The sequence below is a fragment of the Pseudomonas sp. NFPP07 genome, assembly GCF_900115645.1.
Classification (GTDB): Bacteria; Pseudomonadota; Gammaproteobacteria; order Pseudomonadales; family Pseudomonadaceae; genus Aquipseudomonas; species Aquipseudomonas chlororaphis.
Map to the genome: position 1 here is coordinate 411,946 of NZ_FOXG01000002.1, position 16,222 is coordinate 428,167.

Sequence of the window (16,222 nt, forward strand, 5' to 3'; positions counted from 1 at the left end):
CCGCGATAAACAGCCTGTGTATAAAAAGACAAGGCCCGTCAGAGACGGGCCTTGTTGACGATCGATGTCAGTAGATCAGAGCGGTTTGCCGCGATTGCCGTGCTGGCTGACAAAGGCCTGGACGGCCTTCAGGTCGTTGGCCAGGACGGTGCAACGCTCTTCGCGCTCGAACAGGTCGGACAGGTGCGCTGGCAATTCCAGGGCCTTGCCGACCCCGGCCTTTTCCACCGCTTCCGGGAACTTCACCGGATGCGCGGTGCCCAGCACCACCATCGGGATGTCCAGGCTGCGACGGCACTCACGGGCGGCCTTGACGCCGATCGCGGTGTGCGGGTCGAGCACTTCGCCAGTCTGGGCGAAGACTTCGGCGATGGTCTCGCAGGTCTGGGCGTCGTCCACGGCCAGGGAGTCGAACAGCTTGCGCGCTTCGGTCCAGCGCTCCTGCTCGACGCTGAAACCGCCACCCTGCTTGAAGGAGTCCATCAGCTGAGCCAGCGCGGCACCGTTGCGACCGTGCAGGTCGAACAGCAGGCGCTCGAAGTTCGACGAGACCATGATGTCCATCGACGGCGACAGGGTGGCGTGCAGGGTTTCCTTGACGTACTGGTTGCCGCTCATGAAGCGGTGCAGGATGTCGTTGCGGTTGGTGGCGACGATCAGCTGATTGATCGGCAGGCCCATGTTGCGCGCCAGGTAACCGGCGAAGATATCGCCGAAGTTGCCAGTCGGCACCGAGAACGCCACCGAACGCGCCGGGCCGCCCAGCTGCAGGGCCGCGTGGAAGTAGTAGACGATCTGGGCCATGATCCGCGCCCAGTTGATCGAGTTCACCGCCACCAGGCGGGTGCCCTTGAGGAAGCCCTGGTCGGCGAAGCTGGCCTTGACCATTTCCTGGCAGTCGTCGAAGTTGCCTTCGATGGCGATGTTGTGGATGTTCTCGCCGAAGATGGTGGTCATCTGCCGGCGCTGCACTTCGGACACACGGTTGTGCGGGTGCAGGATGAAGATATCGACGTTGTCGCAGCGCTTGCAGCCTTCGATGGCGGCCGAACCGGTATCGCCGGAAGTGGCGCCGATGATCACCACGCGCTCGCCGCGCTTCTCCAGCACGTAGTCCAGCAGGCGACCCAGCAGTTGCAGGGCGAAGTCCTTGAACGCCAGGGTCGGGCCGTGGAACAGCTCCAGGACCCACTCGTTGCCGTTGAGCTGGCGCAGCGGGGCGATGGCGTTGTGGGAGAAAGCGCCGTAGGTTTCCTCGAGGATCTTCTTGAAGTCGGCATCCGGAATGCTGCCGGTGACGAACGGGCGCATCACCCGGAACGCCAGCTCGTGATACGGCAGGCCGGCCCAGGAAGCGATTTCCTCCTGGGTGAAACGTGGCAGGTTTTCCGGTACGTACAGACCGCCGTCGCTCGCCAGGCCGGCCAGCAGGACGTCTTCGAAATTCAGGGCCGGTGCCTGGCCGCGGGTGCTGATGTAACGCATATAAGCAAACCTTTGGTGTGGAGCTGCAAGCTTCAAGTGACAGGCGACAAGTCAAAGCGAATCGGCTTTTACTTGCAGCTTGCGGCTTGGCGCTTGCCGCTGAATTAATTCAGATGTTCGACACGGATCCGCACGACCGGACCGACCACGCCCTGCAGGGCTTCCAGCGCGGTGATCGCATCGTTGATGCGCTGTTCCACCACACGGTGGGTCAGCAGGATCATCGGCACCAGGCCGTCGTGTTCTTCGACCTCTTTCTGCATGATCGACTCGATGTTGATGCCGCGCTCGGAGAGGATGCTCGCCACCTGGGCCAGTACGCCCGGGTGATCCTTGGCCTGGATCCGCAGATAGTAGGCGCTTTCGCAGGCCTCGATCGGCAGGATCGGGTGCGCCGACAGCGAGTCCGGCTGGAAGGCCAGGTGCGGCACACGGTTTTCCGGGTCGCTGGTCATGGCGCGAACCACGTCCACCAGGTCGGCGATCACCGACGAAGCGGTCGGCTCCATGCCGGCGCCGGCGCCGTAGTACAGGGTGGAGCCGACGGCGTCGCCATTGACCATCACCGCGTTGAACACACCATTGACGTTGGCGATCAGGCGATCGGCCGGGATCAGCGTCGGGTGCACGCGCAGCTCGATGCCGGCATCGGTGCGGCGGGCCACGCCCAGGTGCTTGATGCGATAGCCCAGGGCCTCGGCGTAGTTCACGTCGGCGGTGGTCAGCTTGGTGATGCCTTCGGTGTAGGCCTTGTCGAACTGCAGCGGGATACCAAAGGCGATAGATGCCAGGATGGTCAGCTTGTGCGCGGCGTCGATGCCTTCGACGTCGAAGGTCGGGTCGGCTTCGGCGTAACCCAGGGCCTGGGCCTCGACCAGCACGTCTTCGAAGGTGCGACCCTTCTCGCGCATTTCGGTGAGGATGAAGTTGCCAGTGCCGTTGATGATCCCGGCCACCCAGTTGATACGGTTGGCCGACAGGCCTTCGCGGATCGCCTTGATGACTGGAATACCACCCGCCACGGCGGCCTCGAACGCCACGATCACACCCTTCTCACGGGCCTTGGCGAAAATTTCGTTACCGTGTACGGCGATAAGCGCCTTGTTGGCGGTGACCACATGTTTACCATGCTCGATGGCCTTGAGTACCAGCTCGCGGGCAACGGTATAGCCGCCCATCAGCTCTATGACGATGTCGATCTCAGGGTTCGTGGCCACTTCGAACACATCGTTGGTAATCGCAATACCGGTCGTTTGGAACTGAGGCTTTGGCGTGCGCATGGCAATTTGTGCCACTTCGATTCCACGCCCGGCACGACGAGCAATTTCCTCGGCGTTACGCTGAAGTACATTGAAGGTACCGCCACCGACGGTACCCAGCCCACAGATGCCCACTTTGACCGGATTCACTCTGAACTCCCCATGAAACGGCCGACACTAGGTCGGCCGTGGAAAACAGCCGCAAACCACACGGCTCTCTATTAATGACGCGTCGGCCACAACCGCCGCGTCATGATCGTCAAAGGCTCGACGACGCAGGATTATTTCGCGCCCAGCGCCAGTTTGGCGACTTGTGGCGCAGGCTGGTAGCCCGGAATCACTTGGCCGTCGGCCAAAACGATGGCCGGCGTGCCGTTCACCCCGATCGACTGGCCCAGGGCGAATTGCTTGGAAACCGGGTTGGCGCACTTGGCGGCCTTGATTTCCTTGCCATCGACCATCTTGTCCATGGCCGCTTTCTTGTCGGCCGAGCACCAGACCGCCTGCAACTGCTCGTCGCCCGGCGAACCCAGGCCCTGGCGCGGGAAGGCGACATAACGTACTTCCACGCCCATCTTGTTCAGCTCGGGCACTTCGGCGTGCAGCTTGTGGCAGTACGGGCAGGTGGTGTCGGTGAAGACGGTGATGTGGGTCTTGGTTTCGCCGATGGCCGGGTAGACCACGGTTTCAGCGACCGGAATGGCGTTGATCAGCTTGGCCACGCCCAGGCGCTCGGTCTTTTCGGTCAGGTTGACCGGCTTGCCGTCCTTGAGCTGGAACAGGTAGCCCTGCATCACGAACTGGCCGTCGGCGCTGGCGTACAGCACGCGGCTGCCCTTGAGCTTGACTTCATAGACACCGGGCAGCGGGCTGGCGCTGATGCTTTCTACCGGGACTTCGAGCTGCAGGCCTTGGAGGCTTTTACGAATCGCTTTTTCGGCGGCGTCATCGGCCATAACAAAGGTACTGGCCAACGCAATGGCTGCGGCGGCGATTATCTGGGTCACGCGCATTGGGAACTCCTGAAGGCGGACAAATGGGACGGTCAGAACGCCCGTACTGGAACACCGGGTCATAACGGCCCACTTTGCAAACCGGCAAAGCCTACCACATAAGGCCCGCCTGGCGGGCTCCCGCTGAGCCAAGCCGGTCATTTGCCGATCGGCGCGGAACCTCTTCCGGGTCGCCTCAGCCGACGTTCGCGGCGACCGACACCCCACTCAACCGCGGGGATGGTGCTTGGCATGCAGCTCCTGCAAACGGGCCCGGGCGACATGGGTGTAGATCTGGGTGGTCGACAGATCGCTGTGGCCAAGCAGCATCTGCACCACCCGCAGGTCGGCACCGTGGTTGAGCAGATGGGTGGCGAAGGCGTGCCGCAAGGTGTGCGGCGACAGCGACTTGCCGATCCCGGCGACCTTGGCCTGATGCTTGATCCGGTGCCAGAAGGTCTGCCGGGTCATCTGCTCGCCACGCTGGCTGGGGAACAGCACATCGCTGGGCCGCCCGCCGAGCAGCTCGCCCCGGGCATCGCGCATGTAGCGCTCGACCCAGACAATCGCTTCCTCGCCCATCGGCACCAGGCGCTCCTTGCTGCCCTTGCCCATCACCCGCAACACGCCCTGGCGCAGGTTGACCTGCTCCAGGGTCAGGCTGATCAGCTCGGTCACCCGCAGGCCGCAGGCATACAGGACTTCAAGCATGGCGCGATCGCGCTGGCCGATAGCCTCGCTGAGGTCGGGAGCGGCCAGCAGGGCCTCGACATCGGCCTCCGACAGGGACTTGGGCAACGGCCGCCCCAGCTGCGGCATGTCGACTTGCAGCGTGGGGTCCACGGCGATCAGTTTTTCCCGCAGCAGGTAACGATAGAAGCCGCGCACCCCGGAGAGAAAACGCGCGGTCGAGCGTGGCTTGTAGGCCTGCTCCACCCGCCAGGCGAGGTGGTCGAGAATCAGCTCGCGGCCGGCCTCTTTCAGCTCCAGCCCCTTCTCTTGCAGCCAACCGTTGAACAACGCCAGGTCGCTGCGATAGGCCTCTCGGGTGTTGTCCGAAAGGCCTTTTTCCAGCCATAGCGCATCGAGGAAACGGTCTATCAGGGGATGGTCGATGGCAGGCATAAATACTCGAAAGGCGCGGCCTTGAGGCCGGGCGCAAATAAATAGTGAACTGTGCAGAGGGTCGCTAGTCTTTCATAGCCCGCTATTTCAAGGAACAGGGAGCTTCAATGAACGAACAACAGATTCTGTTGGCCTTTGGCGGCATAGGCGTGGCGGCAGTGGGCTGCCAATGGCTGGCCTGGCGCCTGAAACTGCCGGCCATTCTGTTCCTGCTGTTGAGCGGCATTCTCGCCGGCCCGGTCCTGGGCTGGCTCGACCCGCAGGAACTGTTCGGCCCGCTGCTGATGCCACTGGTGTCGCTGGCGGTGGCCTTGATCCTGTTTGAAGGCAGCCTGACCCTGCACCTGTCGGAGTGGCGTGAGATCGGCAAGGTGGTGCACCGGCTGGTGACCATCGGCGCCCTTTCGACCTGGGCAGTGATCACCCTGGCCACCCACTGGCTGCTGGGCTTCGACTGGCTGCTGGCGCTGCTGTTCGGCACCCTGACCCTGGTCACCGGGCCCACCGTGATCGTGCCCATGCTGCGGGTGGTGCGGCCCAAGGCGTCGATCGCCAACATCCTGCGCTGGGAAGGCATCGTCATCGACCCGATCGGTGCCCTGCTGGCGGTGGTGGTCTACAGCTTCATCATCGCCAGCGCCGAGGGCCAGGGCCTGCAGCACAGCCTGATGACCTTCGGCGGGGTGATCCTCTGCGGCAGCCTGTTCGGCATCGTCGGCGGCTGGGTGCTGGGCACCATCATGCGCCGCCAGTGGCTGCCGGAATACCTGCACAACCTGGCCACGCTGGCAGCGGTGCTGGGCATCTTCATCGGCGCCAACCAGGTGGTGCATGAATCCGGCCTGCTGGCCGTGACCCTGATGGGCATGTGGATGGCCAACATGAAGGACGTCGACGTCCGGCACATCCTGCACTTCAAGGAAAACCTCAGCGTGCTGCTGATTTCCGGGCTGTTCATCCTGCTGGCGGCGCGCCTGGACCTGCATGCCCTGATCGCCCTGGGGCCGCTGGTGTTGATTCTGCTGCTGGTGATCCAGTTCATCGCCCGGCCATTGAACGTACTGCTGTCCACCGCTGGCTCGAACCTGAGCTGGCGCGAGCGGGCTCTGCTGGCCTGGATCGCGCCCCGAGGCATCGTTGCCGCGGCGGTCTCGGCGATCTTCGCCATTCGCCTGGACCAGGCCGGTCATGAAGGCGCGTTGCTGCTGGTGCCGCTGACCTTTGCCGTGATCATCGGCACCGTGGTACTGCAAAGCGCCACCGCGCGGCCGCTGGCCCGCCTGCTGAAGGTCGCGGAACCGGCGCCAAGCGGTTTCCTGATCGTCGGCGCGAACGCTCCGGCGCGAGCCATCGGCAAGGCCCTGCAACAACTGGGCAGCCGCGTTCTGCTGACCGATTCGAGCTGGGAAAACATCCGTGCCGCGCGTATGGACGGCCTGCCGACCTATTTCGGCAACCCGGCATCGCAACATGCCGATGCCCATCTGGACCTGGTGGGGCTTGGCCATCTGCTGGCGCTGTCGCCTTCCGGCGAATTGAACACCTTGGCCTCCATGCGTTTTCGCCACGACTTCGGCCATCAGCGCCTGTTCGGCCTGGCCAACAGCCAGGAAAGCCGGCGCACCGACAAGCACCGGGCCAGCCATGAACATCGCGGACACCTGCTGGGTAACGAGACGCTGTCCTACAGCAAACTGGCCAGCCTGCTGGGACAGGGTGCGGAGCTGTACAGCACCAACCTGACCGAAGGTTTTGGCTGGGAGGATTACCAGGCGTTGCATGGTGAGCGGGCGACTCTGCTGTTCGCTCGCGACAACAGCGGCTGGGTGCATGTGGTAACGCCAGGCAGCGCCCTCAAGCCCTCCGCGGGATGGACCCTGGTGGCGTTGATTCAGAAGGATACGACGGCGGGCTGAAACATATCGCCGGCAAGCTCGCGCCTGTAACCGCGAGCTTGCTTTTGATCAATCCACTATCAGTCGACAAACCCCGGCAGCACCGGTACCGGGCGTTTGTCATCATCGATGGCGACAAAGCTGAACAGGCCATGGATGGCCTTCTCTCGCCCATCGCAGCTCATGCTCTCGACGAACACTTCAACCTCGACCTTGAGGCTGGTATTGCCGACCTTTACCACCCGTCCCACCAGCTCGACGATGGAGCCGGCGGCAATCGGGTGATTGAAGTCGATACGGTCGGTGGACACGGTCACCAGCGGCAACCGGCAGAAACGGGTCGCGGCGATGAACGACACTTCGTCCATCCAGGCCAGCGCCGTGCCGCCGAACAGGGTGTTGTGGTGGTTGGTGGTCGACGGGAATACCGCCTTGGTCACGCGGGTCACCGACAACTCGGTCCGGCGTTGGATCTCTTGCTCGCGGGGGCTCATGGTTCTACTGCCTGAAACACAATTCGGGGATAAATGACGGGCAACAAAAAAGCAGCCCGTAGGCTGCTTTTTTCTGCATCGGAAGCTGGACTTAAACCAGTTTTTCCTTGATGCGAGCTGCTTTACCCGACAGGTCGCGCAGGTAGTACAGCTTGGCTTTACGTACGTCACCGCGACGCTTGACAGCCATGCTGTCGATTTGCGGGCTGTAGGTCTGGAAAGTACGCTCTACGCCAACACCGTTGGAGATTTTACGAACGGTGAATGCACTGTTCACGCCGCGGTTACGCTTGGCGATTACAACGCCTTCGAACGCTTGCAGACGGGAACGATCGCCTTCCTTCACTTTCACCTGAACGACAATGGTGTCGCCCGGGGCAAAGGCTGGGATCTCTTTGGTCATCTGCTCTGCTTCGAGTGCAAGAATGATTTTGTTGGTCATGCTGTGCTCCTAAGGTAAATCGTCGGATCTACCATCGATACGTTGTTAACTATCGTCCCGCTCGCGGATGTATTCCTCGAGCAGCTTCTTCTCTTCTCCAGAAAGCGAGCGGCTTTCCAGAAGATCGGCGCGTCGTTCATAGGTCCGACCAAGGGACTGCTGTAAACGCCAACGCCGGATGTGTGCGTGGTTGCCACTCAGCAACACGTCGGGAACACGCTGATCCGCATACACCTCCGGTCGGGTGTAGTGCGGGCAATCCAGCAGACCATCCGTGAAGGAATCTTCCTCCGCGGAATCCGCATGCCCTAAAGCTCCGGGCAGCAGTCGCGTAACCGCATCAATCAGGACCATCGCCGGCAGCTCGCCACCGGAGAGTACATAGTCGCCAATCGACCACTCTTCATCGACATGAGCTTCAATAAAACGCTCGTCAATGCCTTCATAACGACCGGCAATCAGGATCAATGCATCCTCATTCGCCAACTCGCGTACCGCCGACTGAGTCAGTTTGCGGCCTTGGGGCGACAGGTAAATCACCTTCGCGCCCTCCCCGGCTGCCTGCCTGGCCTGAACCAGAGCATCTTCCAGGGGCTTGATCTTCATCACCATGCCCGGGCCACCGCCAAATGGGCGATCGTCCACAGTGTGATGTCGATCCGTGGTGTAGTCTCGCGGATTCCAACAGGTCAGCTGCAAGAGCCCCTGTTTCACCGCGCGGCTGGTTATGCCGTAGTCGCTGATGGCGGAAAACATCTCGGGAAACAAACTGATCACTTCTACGCGCAGGCTAGCCACGTTCAGAAGTCCGCGTCCCAATCCACCTTCATCTCGCCCGCTGCCAGGTCGACGGCCAACACGCATTGCTCGGTATAGGGCAACAGGCGTTCGCGATCATCCAGGCTGCCAGCGCAAGGCTTGACCACCATTACATCGTTCGAGCCGGTCTCCAGCAGGTGATCGATCTTCCCGAACAGTTGTCCGTGAGTGTCGATGACCTTGAGACCTTGCAGCTGGTACCAGTAGTACTCGCCGTCGGTCAGTTCAGGGAACAGGTTGCGCGGCACGCAGATCTCATAACCGGCCAGAAGACGCGCTTCTTCACGATCATCGAGACCCTTGAGCTTTGCGACCAGGAATTTTTCATTCCCGCGTCCGCTGACCAGCTCAACCTGTTTCACGCTACCTTCGCGCTTGAGCGTCCAGGTTTTGTAATCCAACAGGTTTTTAATCGGATCAGTAAAGGAATAAACCTTCACTTCGCCGCGAACGCCGTGAACAGAGTAGATTTTGCCGATAACGATCAAATCATCAGCAGGAGCAGGCGTCGCGTTCATAGGGTTCAGGCTGCAGCCTTAGCCGATTCCTTCAACAGCTGAGCAACGCGCTCAGACGGTTGTGCACCAACGCTCAGCCAGTAGGCTACGCGCTCTTGGTTCACGGACAGGCGGACTTCTTGACCACGAGCGATCGGGTTGAAGAAGCCAACTTGTTCTTTGTGCGAACCGTCGCGTGGGTTGCGGCTGTCGGTCACGGTCAAGTGGTAAAACGGGCGCTTTTTGGAGCCGCCAAGGGCAAGACGGATTGTTAGCATGTGAACATCGTTCCTGTAGTCGGTGCTGCAAATCTAAATGCACAGCGGGCATGGGTGCCCGAAAGGCCGCATATTCTAAGGAATATCCGGACTTTTGCAAATGACTTTTTCCGGCGCCTACCGGCTGCCATCCAGATTTGCTATAGGGCCGTTGGCAACAACGGCAAGTCAGCTCCCGCCAAGCGCGGGTTTGCTGGAGGTCCCGCGTCCCCGCGGGAAACGCCGGCATGGCTGCCGGCGTGGATTCTTCAGATCTTCGGCATGCCGCCGCCGGGCAACATTCCGCCCATGCCGCGCATCATTTTCGCCATCCCGCCCTTGGCGGAGAATTTCTTCATCATCTTCTGCATCTGCTTGTGCTGCTTGATCAAGCGACCGATGTCCTGCACCTGGGTGCCGGAACCCATGGCGATCCGACGCTTGCGCGAACCGCTGATCAGCTCAGGGTCGCGGCGCTCGGCCGGGGTCATGGAGTTGATGATGGCTTCCATCTGCTTGAACTGCTTCTCGGCCGCGCCCTGAGCATTGCCCATTTGCGCCAGGTTCACGCCACCGATATTCGGCAGCTTGTCCATCAGGCCACCGAGGCCGCCCATGTTCTTCATCTGTTGCAGCTGGTCGCGGAAGTCTTCGAGGTCGAAGCCTTTGCCTTTTTTCAGCTTTTTCGCCAGCTTGTCGGCTTTTTCCTTATCGAGGGTCTGTTCGGCCTGCTCGATCAGGCTGAGCACGTCGCCCATGCCGAGGATGCGCGAAGCGATACGCTCAGGGTGGAACGGCTCGAGCGCTTCGCTCTTCTCGCCCATACCGATGAACTTGATCGGCTTGCCGGTGATTGCACGCACCGACAGCGCGGCGCCGCCACGGGCATCGCCGTCGACCTTGGTCAGGATCACGCCGGTCAGCGGCAGTGCGTCGCCAAAGGCCTTGGCCGTATTGGCGGCGTCCTGGCCGGTCATGGCGTCGACCACGAACAGGGTTTCCACCGGCTTGACCGCCGCGTGCAACGCCTGGATCTCATCCATCATGTCGGCGTCGATGTGCAGACGACCGGCGGTGTCGACGATGACCACGTCGATGAACTTGAGCTTGGCTTCTTTAATAGCCGCTTCGGCGATCGCGACCGGCTTCTGGCTCAGGTCGGACGGGAAGAAGGTCACGCCAATGTCATTGGCCAGGGTTTCGAGCTGCTTGATCGCCGCCGGACGGTAAACGTCGGCGGATACCACCATCACGCTCTTCTTCTTGCGCTCTTTAAGGAAGCGCGCGAGCTTGCCGGCGGTGGTGGTCTTGCCGGCGCCCTGCAAACCGGCCATCAGCACGACGGCAGGCGGCACGGCGCTCAGGTTCAAATCTTCGTTGGCCGCGCCCATCAGGCTTTCGAGTTCGGCCTGGACGATCTTCACGAACGCCTGGCCCGGGGTCAGGCTGCGCGACACTTCAGTGCCGACCGCACGTTCCTTCACCGAGTTGACGAAATCCTTGACCACCGGCAGGGCGACGTCGGCTTCGAGCAACGCCATGCGCACTTCGCGCAGGGTGTCTTTGATGTTGTCCTCGGTCAGCTTGGCCTTGCCGGTGACATGGCGCAGCGTCTGCGAGAGACGGTCGGTTAGGTTTTCAAACATGCGCGATCCTTTCAGGCCCTAAGTAGACCGAGGTAATGGCGGCTCGGGGCCCCTATATAAAGAGGGGCTCCGTGGGCAGGTCGCGGATTATAGCGAAGACTGCGTGCGACGCACAGCCGCCGTCTGGTTGCACGGTCTTTCGTGTGATGGCGGTTCTATGCCAAACTCAACGACTTTCGGGCTTGCCTAACAGGATTTATGCTCCCCTTGTCACCCAGCTTGCTAACCACCCTCGCCGCCGCCTGTCTCTATGCCGCTGCGACCCTCTATCAAGGCACTCGTCTGGCTCAAGCCGCCAAGACGAACAAGCGCCTGCTGGTCTCGCTCGGCATCCTTGCCCTGCTTGCCCACAGCGCCAGCCTCCTGACCCACCTGATGACGCCCGTGGGCCTGGGCCTGGACTTCTTCAGCGCCGCCAGCCTGATCGCCGCCGCGGTGATTGCCCTGACCCTGCTGGCCTGCTCGCGCATTCCGGTGGAGAACCTGCTGGTCCTGCTGTTTCCGCTGGGGGCGCTGACCGTGCTGCTGGCGCAGTTCGTGCCCACCGGCACGGTGCCGGTGATCGACGAAGAGCCAGGCATCCTCGCCCATATCCTGCTGTCGATCCTCGCCTACGGCATGTTCACCATCGCCGTGTTCCAGGCCCTGTTGCTGCTGGTGCAGGACCACCAGCTCAAGCACAAGCACCCATCCGGGCTGATCAAGAACTTTCCGCCGCTGCAGACCATGGAAAGCCTGCTGTTCGGCTTTCTCTGGGCCGGCTGGACCCTGCTTTCGCTGTCGCTGATCTCCGGCTGGCTGTTCGTCGAGAACCTGTTCGCCCAGCACCTGGTGCACAAGACCCTGCTGGCCTGCCTGGCCTGGGTGGTGTTCAGCGTGCTGCTGTGGGGCCGCAACCGCCTCGGCTGGCGCGGACACAAGGCGATTCGCTGGACCCTGGCCGGCTTCTGCCTGCTGATGCTGGCGTACTTCGGCAGCAAGCTGGTCCGTGAATACATCCTGCATATCTGACGAGCGGCGATAATGGACAACCTGCCCATAGAGCCGATGCTCGTGGTCCTGGCCTTGCTGGTGCTGTGGTCGGGGCTGTTCACCGCCATCGAAGCCGCCCAGCAACACCTGCTGACCCTGCGCACCGCTTCGCGCTCCGGCGACAAACCGCTGGCGCGCCTGAGCTTCCCGCGCGACAGCCTGATTCTCTGCAACACCCTGTGCCGGGTGCTGGCGGTCATCATCAGTACCTTGCTGGCGCTCCTGCAGTGGGCGGAAAACGGCCCCTGGCTGGCCTGCCTGCTCGCCACCAGCGTGCTGCTGGTACTCGCCGACTACCTCCCGCGCACCCTGGCCACCCGTTATCCGGATGCGATCCTCAGCCTGGGCAATACCCTGCTGGGCGTGCCGCTGAAGATCATCTACCCCGCGGCCTGGCTGCTCGACAGCATCAGCCAGCTGTTGCTGCGCCCCTTCACCCGCAAGGCCGGCGCCGTCAAGCAGAGCGAAGACGAGCAGGCCGCCGACCCGGACGGCGCCGAGGAACATGCCAACGGCCGTCCGCACCCTGTGTCGGGCATCCATGCCCTGGACAACATCACCGTCAATGACATCCTGGTGCCGCGCAGCGAGGTCGACGGGATCAACCTCGACGACCCCATCGCCGACATCATCGAGCAGCTGCGCCTGTCCAAGCGCACCCGCCTGCCGGTGTTCCACAGCGATATCAACCAGGTCGAGGCGGTCCTCAACACCCGCCAGATCCGTCACCTGCTGGCGGATGCCAGCCTGACCCAGGAGGCGCTGCTGGCGGCCTGCCACGAACCTTACTTCGTGCCGGAAAGCACCCCGCTGCAGCTGCAACTGCTGAACTTCCACAAGCAGCAGCGCCGCCTGGGCATGGTGGTGGACGAGTACGGCGAAGTGCTGGGCATCGTCACCCTGGAAGACATCCTCGAAGAAATCGTCGGCGAATTCGAAAGCGAGCACAGCCTCGACAACCCGCATATCCATCCCCAGGCCGACGGACGTTTCGTGATCGAAGGCGCCGCCTCGATTCGCGAGCTGAACAAGAGCCTGGGCTGGCACCTGCCCTGCGACGGCCCGAAAACCCTCAACGGCCTGGTCACCGAAGCGCTGGAGACCATTCCCGACAGCGCCGTTTGCCTGAAGATCGGCCGCTACCGACTGGAAATCCTCGAAACCGAGGACAACCGGGTCAGTCGCGTGCTGATCTGGCACACCAAGCCGCTCACCGCGCCCGCCCTGTAGCCCTGTAGCCGCTGCCGAGCCCGCGAGGCTGCGATCGACCGCGAAGCGGTCGCAAACCCTGCATCCACCTTCTGCCTGACACACCGCGCAGGCAGACTTTGCGCTGGCTGCGCCGTCGATCGCAGGCTGCGCCAGCGGCTACAGGGCGGCAACTCCCGCTTGTTTGATCGTTAGGGGCCTTCCTATAATCGATCCGCTTACCCAAGCCCCGCAGAACCCGCATGCTACCCGCACCCAGCGGCTTCTGCCCTGCTCCGCCCGCTTCTGGCAGGCTTCGCTCCCACCCCGAGCCGCGCCTGTGCCAAACCCACATCCCTGGGTGTTCGACCATAATAATTCGCTCCCATGGAGCACATGACTGTCAGGGATAACCGCATGACGACCAGCACCACTTACAGCGCCTCCGTGCCTGCCCAGCCGACCAACTCCGCCAGCCGCGTGGCCACCGCCAGCTTTATCGGCACCGCCATCGAGTTCTACGATTTCTACGTGTATGCCACCGCCGCCGCACTGGTGATCGGCCCGGTATTTTTCCCGCAGACGTCCGGCACCGCCCAGATGCTCTCGGCATTCCTGACCTTCGGCATTGCCTTCCTCGCCCGCCCCCTGGGCTCGGCGCTGTTCGGCCACTTCGGCGACCGGATCGGCCGCAAGTCGACCCTGGTGGCATCGCTGCTGCTGATGGGCGTGTGCACCACGCTGATCGGCGTGCTGCCCGGCTATGACAGCATTGGCGCCTGGGCACCGATCCTGTTGTGCCTGCTGCGCTTCGGCCAGGGCCTGGGGCTGGGCGGCGAATGGGGCGGCGCCGCGCTGCTCGCCACGGAAAACGCGCCCAAAGGCAAACGCGCCTGGTTCGGCATGTTCCCGCAGTTGGGACCATCGATCGGTTTTCTTGCGGCCAACGGCCTGTTCCTGACCCTGGCCATGAGCCTGAGCGACGAACAGTTCCGCTCCTGGGGCTGGCGGATTCCGTTCCTGCTCAGCGCTGCGCTGGTGCTGGTCGGCCTGTATGTGCGCCTGAAGCTGCATGAAACCCCGGTATTCGCCAACGCCATCGCCCGCCAGGAGCGGGTCAGGATGCCGCTGGTCGAGCTGTTCAGCCAGTACTGGTTGCCGGTGCTGCTGGGCGCCTCGGCAATGGTGGTGTGTTACGCGCTGTTTTATATCTCGACGGTGTTCTCGCTGAGCTACGGCGTCGCGACCCTCGGCTACAGCCGCGAAACCTTCCTCGGCCTGCTGTGCTTCGCGGTGTTGTTCATGGCCGCGGCCACGCCGCTGTCGGCCTGGGCCAGCGACCGCTATGGACGCAAGCCGGTGCTGATCATCGGCGGCCTGCTGGCGATTCTCTCCGGCTTCACCATGGAACCGCTGCTGACCCAGGGCTCGACCTGGGGCGTGGCGCTGTTCCTGTGCATCGAGCTGTTCCTGATGGGCGTGACCTTCGCCCCGATGGGCGCCCTGCTGCCCGAGCTGTTCCCGACCCACGTGCGTTATACCGGCGCATCGGCGGCCTATAACCTGGGCGGCATCGTCGGCGCCTCGGCGGCACCGTTCTTCGCCCAGAAGCTGGTGGCGATGGGGGGATTGAGTTGGGTTGGCGGCTATGTGTCGGCGGCAGCGGTGCTCAGCCTGATCGCTGTGCTGTGCCTGAAGGAAACGCGCAATAACGACCTGGACCAGGTCGCCTGAAAGAATGCTTCGCGAGCAAGCTCGCTCCTACAGGTTCAGCGCAACCCTTGTAGGAGCGAGCGGACGGCGACCCGACTTGCCCGCGATGCTTTTTACAGTTCTACAACGACCGCCTGGGAAGCGCGGGTCGCCTTGGCCCGCGCAGCCTCGATCGACTCGTCGCGCGCCAGGGCCACGCCCATGCGGCGCTGACCGTTGACTTCAGGCTTGCCGAACAGGCGCAGGGCCGTATCCGGCTCGCTCAGGGCCGCGCCCAGGTTGGCGAAAGCGGTCTGGGTCGACTGGCCTTCCACCAGGATCACCGCCGAAGCCGACGGGCCGAACTGACGGATCAACGGGATCGGCAGGCCAAGAATCGCCCGCGCATGCAGGGCGAACTGCGACAGGTCCTGGGAAATCAGGGTCACCAGGCCGGTGTCATGGGGACGCGGCGACACTTCGCTGAACCAGACCTGATCGCCCTTGACGAACAGCTCGACGCCGAACAGGCCACGGCCTCCCAGGGCCTCGGTCACGGCCTTGGCCACGCGCTCGGACTCGGCCAGGGCTTTCGGGCTCATGGCCTGGGGCTGCCAGGACTCCTGATAATCGCCCTTCTCCTGACGGTGACCGACCGGCGCGCAGAAGGTGGTGCCGCCGACATGGCGTACGGTCAACAGGGTGATTTCGTAATCGAAATCGATGAAACCTTCGATGATCACCCGGCCCTTGCCGGCACGCCCGCCTTCCTGGGCGTAGTCCCAGGCCTTCTGCACGTCGTCGACGCTGCGCAGCAGGCTCTGGCCCTTGCCCGAGGAACTCATCACCGGCTTGACCACGCAAGGGAAGCCCAGGTCGTCCACCGCCTTGCGGTAGTCTTCGAAGGTGTCGGCGAAGTGGTAAGGCGAAGTCGGCAGGTCCAGCTCTTCGGCGGCCAGGCGACGGATGCCTTCACGGTTCATGGTCAACTGGGCGGCCCGGGCGGTGGGGATCACGGTGAACCCCTCGGACTCCAGCTCCACCAGGGTGGCGGTGGCGATGGCTTCGATCTCCGGCACGATGAAGTGCGGCTTCTCCGCCTCGATCACTGCGCGCAGCGCGGCGCCGTCGAGCATGTTGATCACATGGCTGCGATGGGCGACCTGCATCGCCGGCGCATTGGCGTAGCGATCCACGGCAATCACCTCAACGCCCAGGCGTTGCAGCTCGATCACCACTTCCTTGCCCAACTCACCACAGCCACACAGCAAAACGCGGGTCGCGGTTGGCGACAATGGAGTTCCGATACGGGTCATCTGAAGGTCCTCAAAAAGGAGCGGATCATCGAGGGTCGCGCACCAGGCGGGCGGCCCATGGGGAAGAAAGCGCGGCATTTTAC

15 protein-coding genes are annotated in these 16,222 nt (G+C 62.7%); 4 read left to right on the plus strand and 11 right to left on the minus strand.

What is annotated here, in order from left to right; all coding sequences use genetic code 11:
- Window positions 1-75: 75 nt before the first annotated feature.
- The 4 genes from thrC to xerD all read right to left on the minus strand — a co-directional run bounded on the left by thrC (window position 76) and on the right by xerD (window position 4,861).
- On the minus strand, window positions 76-1,485 hold the full coding sequence (gene thrC, locus BM019_RS06930; protein WP_092417907.1) for a threonine synthase: 1,410 nt from the start codon (window positions 1,483-1,485) through the stop codon (window positions 76-78).
- 104 nt (window positions 1,486-1,589) lie between these two features.
- Complete coding sequence (locus BM019_RS06935; RefSeq protein WP_007927672.1) at window positions 1,590-2,894, minus strand: homoserine dehydrogenase; 1,305 nt, start codon at window positions 2,892-2,894, stop codon at window positions 1,590-1,592.
- Window positions 2,895-3,025: 131 nt separating this feature from the next.
- Window positions 3,026-3,757 (minus strand): thioredoxin fold domain-containing protein, encoded by a 732-nt coding sequence (locus tag BM019_RS06940; protein WP_007927673.1) that lies wholly within the window; start codon window positions 3,755-3,757, stop codon window positions 3,026-3,028.
- 207 nt (window positions 3,758-3,964) lie between these two features.
- Complete coding sequence (gene xerD / locus BM019_RS06945; RefSeq protein WP_092417908.1) at window positions 3,965-4,861, minus strand: site-specific tyrosine recombinase XerD; 897 nt, start codon at window positions 4,859-4,861, stop codon at window positions 3,965-3,967.
- Between the two features lie 107 nt (window positions 4,862-4,968).
- On the opposite strand from xerD, the gene BM019_RS06950 reads away from it, so the two are divergent.
- Window positions 4,969-6,777: a cation:proton antiporter gene (locus BM019_RS06950; protein ID WP_092417909.1), complete on the plus strand. Its 1,809-nt coding sequence runs from the start codon at window positions 4,969-4,971 to the stop codon at window positions 6,775-6,777.
- Between the two features lie 59 nt (window positions 6,778-6,836).
- On the opposite strand, the gene BM019_RS06955 is transcribed toward BM019_RS06950, so the two are convergent.
- From BM019_RS06955 to ffh, 6 genes are all read right to left on the minus strand, one after another.
- Window positions 6,837-7,250 carry an acyl-CoA thioesterase gene (locus BM019_RS06955; RefSeq protein WP_007927676.1) on the minus strand — a complete coding sequence of 138 codons (414 nt, stop codon included), beginning with the start codon at window positions 7,248-7,250 and terminating at the stop codon, window positions 6,837-6,839.
- A gap of 91 nt (window positions 7,251-7,341) precedes the next feature.
- Window positions 7,342-7,692, minus strand: a complete 351-nt coding sequence (gene rplS / locus BM019_RS06960; protein ID WP_007927677.1) for a 50S ribosomal protein L19 — start codon at window positions 7,690-7,692, stop codon at window positions 7,342-7,344.
- Between the two features lie 45 nt (window positions 7,693-7,737).
- Window positions 7,738-8,490, minus strand: coding sequence for a tRNA (guanosine(37)-N1)-methyltransferase TrmD (gene trmD, locus BM019_RS06965; protein ID WP_007927678.1), 753 nt, complete (start codon window positions 8,488-8,490; stop codon window positions 7,738-7,740).
- A gap of 2 nt (window positions 8,491-8,492) precedes the next feature.
- The gene (rimM, locus tag BM019_RS06970) at window positions 8,493-9,029 is read right to left on the minus strand and encodes a ribosome maturation factor RimM (protein WP_007927679.1); all 537 of its coding nucleotides are present in this window, start codon (window positions 9,027-9,029) and stop codon (window positions 8,493-8,495) included.
- Between the two features lie 5 nt (window positions 9,030-9,034).
- On the minus strand, window positions 9,035-9,286 hold the full coding sequence (gene rpsP / locus BM019_RS06975; RefSeq protein WP_007927680.1) for a 30S ribosomal protein S16: 252 nt from the start codon (window positions 9,284-9,286) through the stop codon (window positions 9,035-9,037).
- 248 nt (window positions 9,287-9,534) lie between these two features.
- Window positions 9,535-10,911 (minus strand): signal recognition particle protein, encoded by a 1,377-nt coding sequence (gene ffh / locus BM019_RS06980; protein ID WP_007927681.1) that lies wholly within the window; start codon window positions 10,909-10,911, stop codon window positions 9,535-9,537.
- Between the two features lie 198 nt (window positions 10,912-11,109).
- Here ffh and ccsA point away from each other — a divergent pair, with 198 nt between their 5' ends.
- The 3 genes from ccsA to BM019_RS06995 all read left to right on the plus strand — a co-directional run bounded on the left by ccsA (window position 11,110) and on the right by BM019_RS06995 (window position 14,865).
- Window positions 11,110-11,922 carry a cytochrome C assembly family protein gene (gene ccsA, locus BM019_RS06985; protein ID WP_007927682.1) on the plus strand — a complete coding sequence of 271 codons (813 nt, stop codon included), beginning with the start codon at window positions 11,110-11,112 and terminating at the stop codon, window positions 11,920-11,922.
- Window positions 11,923-11,934: 12 nt separating this feature from the next.
- Window positions 11,935-13,173, plus strand: coding sequence for a transporter associated domain-containing protein (locus BM019_RS06990; RefSeq protein ID WP_009042321.1), 1,239 nt, complete (start codon window positions 11,935-11,937; stop codon window positions 13,171-13,173).
- 375 nt (window positions 13,174-13,548) lie between these two features.
- Complete coding sequence (locus BM019_RS06995) at window positions 13,549-14,865, plus strand: MFS transporter (RefSeq protein WP_092417910.1); 1,317 nt, start codon at window positions 13,549-13,551, stop codon at window positions 14,863-14,865.
- A 92-nt stretch (window positions 14,866-14,957) separates the two neighbouring features.
- On the opposite strand, the gene purT is transcribed toward BM019_RS06995, so the two are convergent.
- Window positions 14,958-16,139, minus strand: coding sequence for a formate-dependent phosphoribosylglycinamide formyltransferase (gene purT, locus BM019_RS07000; RefSeq protein ID WP_009047140.1), 1,182 nt, complete (start codon window positions 16,137-16,139; stop codon window positions 14,958-14,960).
- Window positions 16,140-16,222: the final 83 nt, after the last annotated feature.